Here is a 10,802-nt window from a genome sequence, read left to right on the forward strand (position 1 = left end):
TAATCATTTCTGGTCCGGTTCCAGAAGGAGATCGTCATGAGTTTAATGAGTTAAAACCAAAGGTTGACGAAATCGTAAGAAAGCAACGTCAGCATTTAACGGGAGTTTTAGCAGAGGCTAAAAAACTAATAACGGAAGGTGACACTAAAGAAGGTGGTTTCTTATTATTAAGAGTATATAGAGGTTTACCTAAAAATAAAGCATTAATTAAATTCTTAAGTGAAGAAGGGGTAAAACAATTGCTTCAAAAAACAGAGAATTATTACATGCAAGACAACAACAGGGAAATGCCAGTTGTTGATGAAGATTTATTGTTTGTAATCGATGAGAAGAACAATCAAATAGAATTGACCGATAAAGGGGTTAATTATATTTCAGGCGAAAATGACAAAGACTTCTTTGTTATGCCAGATATTGGTGGAGAAATTGCCAAAATTGAAAATCAAAATCTTGAAATTGAAAAAGAAGCAGAACTTAAAGAGGAGCTTTTTAAAGATTTCACGATCAAGAGTGAGCGTATTCATACCATGAGCCAATTATTAAAGGCATATACCTTATTTGAAAAAGATACCGAGTATGTGGTAATGGACAATAAGGTAATGATTGTAGATGAGCAGACCGGTCGTATTATGGACGGTCGTAGATACTCTGACGGATTACACCAAGCAATAGAAGCGAAAGAGAATGTGAAAATCGAAGCATTGACACAAACTTTTGCAACGGTAACTTTACAGAACTACTTTAGAATGTATAGTAAGCTTGCCGGTATGACTGGTACAGCTGTTACAGAAGCTGGTGAATTCTGGGAAATCTACAAGTTAGATGTTATGGAAATCCCTACCAACAGACCAATCGCTAGAGAAGATAAAAATGATCTTATCTACAAAACAAAAAGAGAAAAGTACAATGCCATTATAGAAGAGGTTACCAAAATAAGTCAAGCAGGTAGACCTGTTTTGATTGGTACTACTTCTGTAGAAATATCAGAATTATTATCTAAATTATTAAGTGTTCGTAAAGTGCCGCACAACGTACTAAACGCAAAACTTCATAAAAAAGAAGCTGATGTAGTTGCTGAAGCCGGTAATGCCGGTGTTGTAACCATTGCAACGAACATGGCAGGTCGTGGTACTGATATTAAATTGTCTGACGCTGTTAAGAAAGCGGGCGGACTAGCAATTATTGGTACAGAAAGACATGATTCTCGTCGTGTAGATAGACAATTACGTGGTCGTTCTGGTCGTCAAGGAGATCCTGGTAGTTCTCAATTCTACGTTTCTTTAGAAGATAACCTAATGCGTTTATTCGGTTCTGATAGGGTTGCAAAGATGATGGATAAAATGGGCTTGGAAGACGGTGAAGTTATTCAGCATAGCATGATGACTAAATCTATTGAACGTGCTCAGAAAAAAGTTGAAGAAAACAACTTTGGTGTACGTAAGCGTTTATTGGAATACGATGATGTTATGAACGCACAACGTGAAGTTGTTTACAAAAGAAGACGCCATGCATTACAAGGGGAGCGTTTAAAACTAGATATCGCTAATATGGTCTATGATACTTGTGAGGTTATCGTAGAAAGCAATAAAGCTGCCAGTGACTATAAGAATTTAGAATTTGAATTGATCAAATACTTCTCTATCACTGCACCTGTAGATGAAGCTGAGTTTGGCAAATTGTCTGCTCAAGAAATTACCGGCAAAATTTACAAGGCTGCATACGAGTATTATAATGATAAAATGGAGCGTAATGCTGCAGCGGCATTCCCAGTTATTAAAAAAGTACATGAAGATAATGCCAACAACTTTGAGCGTATTGTAGTTCCTTTTACCGACGGAATAAAAAGCTTGAATGTAGTAACAAACCTTCAAGAAGCTTATGATAGTAACGGTAAGCAATTGATTACCGATTTTGAGAAAAACATATCATTGGCTATTATAGATGATTCGTGGAAAACACATTTACGTAAAATGGATGAGTTGAAGCAATCTGTACAATTAGCGGTTCACGAGCAAAAAGATCCTTTATTAATTTATAAGTTCGAGGCATTTGAGCTTTTCAAATCTATGATCGAGAAAGTGAACAAAGATGTTGTCTCTTTCTTGTTCAAAGGTGAATTACCTTCAGAGAACCCTAATGCTATTCAAGAAGAAAGAAACGTTCAACGTAAAGAGAATTTACAGACAACAAAAGAAGAAATTCCTAATAGCGATGAGTTGGCGGCTCGTAGTAGAGCAGTAAGTCAAAATCAAGCTGAACGCCCAGCGGTTACTGAAACGATTACCAGAGAACAGCCAAAAATTGGAAGAAACGAGCGCGTTACCATTAAAAATGTAATGAGTGGTGAAAGTAAAACGGTAAAATTTAAACAAGCCGAGCCACTTTTACAAAATGGATCATGGGTTTTAACTCAAGACTAAAACAAAGTTTATATCATATTAATAAAAGGCATCTTATTAGATGCCTTTTTTTATTCATAACATCTAACATTCTATAAATTAACGAAATAGAAGCTAATTGAATTCTTAATAAATTTTCAAGAATATTCACAAAATAGATTAATTAACAAATGATTTAATATTTTTAACCATTATTTATGGCAAAAAAATATATAATTCAGAAAATTTTTAATTGTATTTTTCATACTTATATAGAAAATACTAGCATAATGATAAAAACATAATTAGATTTACAATACGTAATTTGTATATTTTCTAGTACCTAAACAATTTTTATGCCCGGATTTACCATTGACAAAGAACGTCTTCAGGATAAAACCAAACTATTTTTAAGGGTAAATTATACCACAAGCATTATCTCCGTTCTTTTCGGAGCTTTATGCTATTTCTTTTTGAACATAACTAAAATCATACCTTTTGCACTTGCTGGTTTTGCTATTTTAAATTTTGTCAATTTACTTTATTTCAGGTCCCATAAAAATATAGTGCCCACGTTTAATTTTTCATCAATTATAGGTTTATTTACCGCTGTAGTGGTAACTGTTTATAGTGGTGGAATTCATAGTCCGTTTATATTCATGATTCCTTTAATTGCCTTTGGCGGATTCATTAACAGCACTAAATATGGTAGAGTATATTTTAATATAATAACCATACTTATTCTTTTAGTTTTTACTCAATCTATACCCGAGTTGCGAATAACGGAGAATCTAGTTCCCAAAGAAACAAGCTCTGTATTTAGCTTAGTCTCTATTTTGTTCGCTGTATTCATTTTGGGCAACACATTAGGCAAAACACTGCTTAAAACATATAACGCCATGTACAGATCTAAAAAGGCACTGGCAAATCAAGTACACGAAAAAGAAAATCTATTAAAAGAAGTTCACCATAGAGTAAAAAACAACCTTCAAACAGTTTCTAGTTTGTTAAGCTTACAATCTAGAAATATAGAAACAGGACCAATGAAAGGTTTGCTGAAAGGAACACAGAATAGGGTGATTGCGATGGCAATGGTTCATGAAATGTTGTATATGCGTAATGACATCAGCCATATTGAATACAAATCATATGTTCTAGAATTAGGAGAATATTTAATTAAATCTATAAAAGGGAACGAAAACAATGTCAGTTTAAAAATTGATATTCCTGATATAAAACTGGGTATAGACACTGCAATTCCTTTAGGTCTTTTAATTAATGAAACATTGACCAATGCTTTAAAATATGGCATTGAAAGTGATAACGTAGGTGAAATCAGTATTAAACTTCAAAAAGATACTGAACATGAAAATTGCTATATTTTGGAAATTGGTGATAATGGCATAGGCTTCTCTGAAACTATTAACCATAAAAACACAAAGTCTTTAGGTTTAAAATTAATTCACAATCTTACGCGACAATTACGTGGAACCATAAAACGTGATAATTCTAAAAAAGGGACTAATTACATTATCAAGTTTCAAGAAATTAAGCAACAATTATCTCCAACAGTATAAATTAATTAATCAATAATTATCACTATCATAATAATATATAGGCGAAGCAGAGTAATGCTAGCTAATCTTTATAGTAATACTTATATTTAAGCGAGTAACATTCAAACCACGCTTAATGATCAAAAAATTACTATTATTGATATTCCTTTATGGGAGTACTATTTCAGCACAAGATTATTTCTACCAAAAATTTCAACCTTTTAATTCTGAAATACCAACTCCAGAAACATTTTTGGGTTACGGTATAGGTGAACACCATACAAGACATGATCTTATTGTGGCTTATCTTGAAAAGCTAGCTGAAGTCTCTGACAGGGCATCAATAACGGAGTACGGTAGAACACATGAGGGACGTAAATTAGTTATGTTAACCATTACCGCTCCAGAAAATCTAAATAACCTAGATCAACTACGAGAGGAACATTTAGCTTTTACAGACCCTAATAAATCAGTTTCCAATTATGGCGAGGTTCCAATTTTCATTAATCTAGCATACAATGTACATGGTAATGAACCTTCTAGTTCAGAAGCGGCATTACTAACAGCCTATACATTTGCTGCTTCAGAAAATCCTGAAATATTAAACTATTTAAGGAATGCTGTAATCTTTATAGACCCAACCATTAATCCTGATGGTCGGGACAGGCACACACAATGGGCAAACACCTACCAGGGAAATCCGGAAGTTGCGGACCCACAAGATGTTGAACATAATGAGTACTGGCCAATGGGAAGAACAAACCACTATTGGTTTGACCTCAATAGAGATTGGTTATTAGCAATAAATCCAGAAAGTAGAGGTAAGTTAAATTGGTACCACCAATGGTACCCAAATGTCGTTACAGATTTTCATGAAATGGGTACACAAAGCACCTATTTCTTTGAACCAATGAAAACAAATGCATCTTATGATCCTATCATGCCTAAAGAGAATTATGAAGATTTGAACACTCTTTTTGGCAACGAATTTTCTAAAAGCTTAGATAGTATTGGATCACTTTACTTTACCAAAGAAGTATTTGACGGCACATACCCAGGGTATGGGTCTTCATATCCAGATCTTCAAGGTGGTCTTGGACTATTATTTGAGCAAGCAAGTTCTAGGGGTCATAAACAAACTACCTCATTCGGTGAAATTACTTTTGCTTTTACAATAAGAAACCAATACGTCTCTGGTATTACCACCGTAAAAACAGCAGTGAACAACAAAGAATATATGCGTAAGTATCAGCAAAAATTCTTTAAAAGCGCGCTAACCAATGCTGCTAAAAGCAAAGTTAAGGGCTATACTTTTGGTGATGTTCATGACAAAAACAGAACAAAGTCATTTATAGACAAGTTATTACTACATAAAATAGACGTTTATCGTTCTGGAGATTCATTTACAGTACCTACACAACAGCCGCAGTACAGAATGGTACAAACTATGTTTGAAACGTATGAAAAATATAGAGATAGTGTTTATTATGATGCTTCTGCTTGGTCGGTTGCTAACTTCTATAATATGAAGTACAAGTCCGTAAACACGCTTAACCTTGGCGATAAAATTACCGAAACAGAAAATTTAATTTCTACAAGTCCGGTTCAAAAATCAAACTACGCTTATGTAATGGACTGGGATGATTACAATGCACCTGCCGCACTTGTCTATTTACAGAAAAAAGGTATTGTAGTTTCTTCTGCAGCTAAGCTATTTAGCATCAAAACTAAAACCGACACTAAAAAATTTAATTACGGTACTGTCTTAGTTCCTGTTAGCTTACAAAAAGAAGATGCAGCTGCAGTATACAAAAGTATTAAAGAAGCACAAGAAAAATTCGAAGTACCTATTTATGCAGTAGATTCTGGCCTTAGTCTAGAAGGTGTAGATTTAGGTAGTGGCAATATTTCACCAATCAAAAAAACAAGGGCTGTAATGTTGATTGGAGATGGCGTTAGTTCTTATGAAGCTGGGGAAGTTTGGCATTTGCTAGATACTCGTGTTCATATGCCTATAACTAAAATACCAATGCGCAATTTTAACAAGGTCAGTTTAGACAAATACAATACCATGGTTATGGTTTCTGGAAAATATAATCTTACGGAGAAACAGGTGTCCAAAATTAAAGATTGGACTAATAGAGGAAATACCCTTATAACTATAGGCACGGCAAGTAAATGGGCAATTGAGAAAAAGCTTGTAAAAGAAACACTTGTCAAAACAGAAAAAGATTCTACCAAAATCGCTGTTAGAAAACCTTACGTCGACGCACGTGAAAATATTGGCAAAGAAAGTCTTGGCGGGGTCATCTTAAATGTTGATCTAGATATTACCCACCCATTAGCCTATGGGTATAGAGATAGCAACATCCCTGTTTATAAAAATAACTCGGTTTGGCTATCCCCCAGCAAAAACTCTTATGCCACAGTTGCTAAATATTCTAAAAAGGCACATATAGATGGCTTTATTACCGAAAAAAATATGCAAGAAAACATATTGAATTCAGCATCTCTTATTGTTAGTAAATTGGGCAGTGGTCGTGTAGTTCTTTTTGCCGACAATCCTAATTTTAGAGGGTCATGGTATGGAACGAATAGATTATTTTTAAACGCACTTTTTCTAGGGGATAAGATAAATATACCCTCTGAAGATTAACATTAGTTCACTAATAATTAATTCATACAGCAAAATGATAAAAGTAAAAGTACTATTACTATTGGTTATTGCCTTTTTAGTGACAACACCCATAATCGCCCAATCATTAGAAGGCGATGGTCCACATTCTCAATTGATCATTAGAGGTGTAATGCTCATAAACGGTAATGGAGCGCCACCACAAGGTCCTATCGATATCGTTGTAGAGAACAATATTATAAAAGAAGTGAAAGTTGTTGGCTACCCTGGTGTAGCCATCGATGATTCTAAAAGACCACAATTAAAAACAGGCGGTAAAGAACTAGATTGTACCGGCATGTATTTAATGCCAGGTTTTATTGATATGCACACACATATAGGTGGTGACTCACAAGGTGCAGACCCAGATTATGTATTTAAACTTTGGATGGCTCACGGGGTTACTACAGTTCGTGAAGTTGCAGGAAGAGGAATTGATATAGCGATGGATTTAAAGCATAAAAGCGAGAAAAATGAAATCATTGCTCCACGTATTATTTCTTATACTGCATTTGGGCAAACGAGTAAATCTTTTAATCCGCTAAACGATATTCCTATTTCTACTCCTGAGCAAGCAAGGGAATGGGTACGTGCCAATGCCAAAAAAGGTGCCGATGGTATTAAGTTTTTTGGAGCAGAACCCGCAATTATGGCAGCGGCATTAGACGAAAATAAAAAGTTAGGATTAGGTTCTGCTTGCCACCATGCGCAAATGAGTGTTGCCCGTTGGAATGTTTTGCATTCTGCCCGAGCAGGATTAACCTCTATGGAACATTGGTACGGTTTACCAGAAGCATTGTTCGATGACAGAACGGTACAAGATTTCCCGTTGGATTATAACTACCAGAACGAGCAAGATCGCTTTGAGAATGCCGGAAAATTATGGGAACAAGCAGCTGAACCCTATTCAGAACATTGGAATAATGTAATGAACGAATTATTGGAACTCGATTTTACCTTAGACCCAACTTTCAACATCTATGAGGCCAGTAGAGATTTACAACGAGCCAGACGTGCAGAATGGCATGAAGATTACACGTTGCCATCTTTATGGGAATTTTATCAACCTAGCAAAGTATCTCACGGATCTTATTGGCATGATTGGGGTACAGAACAAGAAGTTTCATGGAAGAAAAACTATAAACTTTGGATGACGTTTATCAATGAATATAAAAATAGAGGAGGCCGCGTAACTACGGGATCAGATTCTGGGTTTATTTTTCAATTATATGGTTTTGCCTATATAAGAGAATTTGAATTAATGCGTGAAGCTGGGTTTCATCCTTTAGAAATCATACAATCTGCTACACTAAATGGTGCAGAGGCATTAGGTATGGATGACAAATTAGGTTCGGTAACCATAGGCAAATTGGCAGACTTTGTCATAGTAGAAGAAAATCCTCTTCAAAATTTCAAAGTATTGTATGGTACGGGAGCTATTAAACTTACCGAGGACAATGAGGTGGTTCGGGTTGGTGGTGTAAAATACACCGTTAAAGACGGAATCGTTTATGATTCAAAAGCGCTACTGGCAGATGTAAAACGCCAAGTAGATGAGGCAAAAGCTAAAAGTAATTATACTATTAAGCAGCCTGGCGTAAAAAATTAAAACTTACGCTTGTTTACAGGTACTTTAATTGGACGTACTTTTTTTTCATTTTTTGAAGTAAAAGCAATAGTTGCAATAACGATAACTGCTGGTATTAAAATTGAAAGTAACATCATAATTTAAAATTTACAAGGTGCTTAATTGCACCTTTTAATATTAAGCAAAGATTATGCCAACTTACCGTAAGATTTCTTGGTAGCGAACGCTAATTCTTTGTTAACCCTAGCATTTTTGTATCTATATAAACGTGCTACTGACGTTTCATCAGTAATTGTAATCGTTTTTTCGTTGCCAGTATCGTTAGCGCTATCAGCCAAAAAAATACCCACTTCAGTAGTGTTAACTTCATCATCTGTTTGGGGAGTTTGTGCCAATGCTAATGCTCCGGCGAAAATGACTATTAGGAAGGTAAATAATGCTTTCATATTGTAATATTGAACAATATAAAAGTAGTTTCAGATTGAGAATAATGGCTCTTACCCTCGCTAAACTGCTATAATTTTCGGCTAGCGTAAAAATCTGTGATGAATCGACAAAAAGTGTCGACGAATGGTTTTTGTTCTAAAAGCATCATACCGATTTGACGTGTATTTAATCGATGTTTTTAAATGTAGAAAATTTAGAACACCCCTTTAAACAGGATATAACAGAAGACTCTATTTCTTGAATATAGAATCAATTAATTTGAAATAAATAAAACCTATTTTTTATTTCTACCACGTTTACCGTAGTTCTTATCTCCACGGGTTTTTGGTTTAGTGTACTTCTTTTTAATAATACGCTTATACGAGCCACCTTGATTCTCCTTCTTGTTCTTATCTGATTTCTCATGAAAACTTGCTCCACGCTCCTCTTCGTTTATATTTAAAGGATTTTCACGTTCTCTATGCTTAGGTTGCTCGTCAAAAGTAAGTTGAGTGGCAATTTCAACTCCCTCAGGTAACGGTAGTTGATTTACCTTGTGTGACATTAGGTCTTCTATGGCATTCTTTGCTTCTTCTTCTTTTTCGGTAAACAGCAAAATAGAAGTACCTTCTTTCTCTGCCCTACCGGTTCTACCAATACGGTGCATGTAGTTTTCAGGATACGCCGGAGTATCAAAATTTATTACATGAGATATCTCTTGCAAATCCAACCCACGTGCCATAACATCTGTAGTTACCAAAATACGGTTCTTACCTTCGTCAAACTGATTAATGGAGCGTAGTCTGTAATTTTGCGTTTTGTTAGAATGTATAATACATATTTCTTCACTAAAAAACTCTGCCAATTCTTTGAACAATAAATCGGCACTACGTTTGCTTGAAACAAATACTAACACCTTGTGGTACGTTTCTTCGTTTTGCAATAAATTGACCAACAGATTTACTTTCGTATAAAAATTAGGAGTAGCGTAACCGTATTGCGTAATGCTCTCCAAAGGAGTACCACTAACAGCTATGGCAATTTTTTGAACACCTGTAAAGAAGTCAGTAATAAATAATTCAATATCATCGGTCATCGTGGCAGAAAACATAATGTTCTGCCTTTTCTGTGGCAAGAGTTCAAAAATATTTACAAGTTGAAATCTAAAACCAAGATCTAACATTACATCGACCTCATCGATAACAAGCTTCTTCACTTGTTTTAATTGAACCGCTTTCGTTAGAATAAGATCATACAGTCTAGCAGGTGTTGCCACTAATACATCTGTACCCAATGCCAAAGCCTCTTTTTGTCGCAACATACTTTTACCACCAAACACACCCAAAATTCTAGTTCCAGAATATTTAGCCAGCTTCTCTGCCTCTTCTACAACCTGTACCACCAACTCACGTGTAGGTACAAGAATTATAACCTTAGGATGTATATCTTTAGAAAATTTCAGCGTGTTTAAAATAGGAAGCAAATAAGCAAAAGTCTTACCAGTTCCTGTTTGCGCAATACCAACAACATCACTACCACTCATTACAATAGGAAAAGCTTTCTCTTGAATGGGAGTAGTATTTTCAAAACCTAAATCATCAAGTGCTTTTTCTAAGTTTCTAGATATTTTTAAATCGGTAAACAACGGCATAACAATCACTTTTGTATTTCAGCTGCAAAGCTATGCTGATTAGTTGACAAATCACGTATAGTGAGAGAATTATCGGCAATTAATATAAAAGTAGCTATGAAAATGTAGAATTATAAATAGAGCTCAGATTAAACTTTTAAAATACGTCTATTTTTTCCTGAAGATAAATAAAGAATAGAACCTAAAAATGGTAGAAATAAAACAATTAAAAACCATGTGATTTTACCATCATTTTTGAATTTATGTAGTGTAACATCAACAATACAAAATACCCAAACTAAAAGTGCTATAATTAAAAAAGACTGCCAAGTACCTATTGCAAATGAGAAATCTGTCGATGTTTCCATAGTTAAATGATTTTTAAAAATTACGTATTCCTTAAAGTTATAAAATCAAATACAATATAAAGTACTATATTTCAAATAGAACAGTATATTCTTACTTCTTGAAATTATACACGTACTTATTTCTTTTTATATATCTCTTATTTTTTAATGTATTAGCCGCCCAAACAAATACTATGACATAC

Annotated in this window: 7 protein-coding genes; 4 read left to right on the forward strand and 3 right to left on the reverse strand. The window is 34.6% G+C overall.

Annotation, left to right across the window (positions count from 1 at the left end; translation table 11 throughout):
• The 4 genes from secA to ABJI11_RS17320 form a co-directional block, all read left to right on the forward strand.
• Nucleotides 1-2,420: preprotein translocase subunit SecA (gene secA / locus ABJI11_RS17305; RefSeq protein WP_348355095.1), on the forward strand; the 2,420-nt coding region annotated here is incomplete at its 5' end.
• 314 nt (nt 2,421-2,734) lie between these two features.
• Nucleotides 2,735-3,955 carry a sensor histidine kinase gene (locus ABJI11_RS17310; RefSeq protein ID WP_348355098.1) on the forward strand — a complete coding sequence of 407 codons (1,221 nt, stop codon included), beginning with the start codon at nt 2,735-2,737 and terminating at the stop codon, nt 3,953-3,955.
• Between the two features lie 115 nt (nt 3,956-4,070).
• Nucleotides 4,071-6,590, forward strand: coding sequence for a M14 metallopeptidase family protein (locus ABJI11_RS17315; protein ID WP_348355101.1), 2,520 nt, complete (start codon nt 4,071-4,073; stop codon nt 6,588-6,590).
• A gap of 34 nt (nt 6,591-6,624) precedes the next feature.
• Nucleotides 6,625-8,217 carry an amidohydrolase family protein gene (locus ABJI11_RS17320; protein WP_348355104.1) on the forward strand — a complete coding sequence of 531 codons (1,593 nt, stop codon included), beginning with the start codon at nt 6,625-6,627 and terminating at the stop codon, nt 8,215-8,217.
• A gap of 167 nt (nt 8,218-8,384) precedes the next feature.
• Here the strand turns inward: ABJI11_RS17320 and ABJI11_RS17325 are convergent, their stop codons facing one another.
• From ABJI11_RS17325 to ABJI11_RS17335, 3 genes are all read right to left on the reverse strand, one after another.
• A complete protein-coding gene (locus ABJI11_RS17325) occupies nt 8,385-8,642 on the reverse strand; it encodes a hypothetical protein (protein WP_348355107.1) in 258 nt (85 codons plus the stop codon).
• 275 nt (nt 8,643-8,917) lie between these two features.
• Complete coding sequence (locus tag ABJI11_RS17330; protein WP_348355110.1) at nt 8,918-10,273, reverse strand: DEAD/DEAH box helicase; 1,356 nt, start codon at nt 10,271-10,273, stop codon at nt 8,918-8,920.
• Nucleotides 10,274-10,401: 128 nt separating this feature from the next.
• A complete protein-coding gene (locus ABJI11_RS17335; protein WP_348355113.1) occupies nt 10,402-10,620 on the reverse strand; it encodes a PLD nuclease N-terminal domain-containing protein in 219 nt (72 codons plus the stop codon).
• Nucleotides 10,621-10,802 lie beyond the last annotated feature (182 nt).

The organism is Maribacter sp., assembly GCF_039968975.1.
GTDB lineage: Bacteria > Bacteroidota > Bacteroidia > Flavobacteriales > Flavobacteriaceae > Maribacter.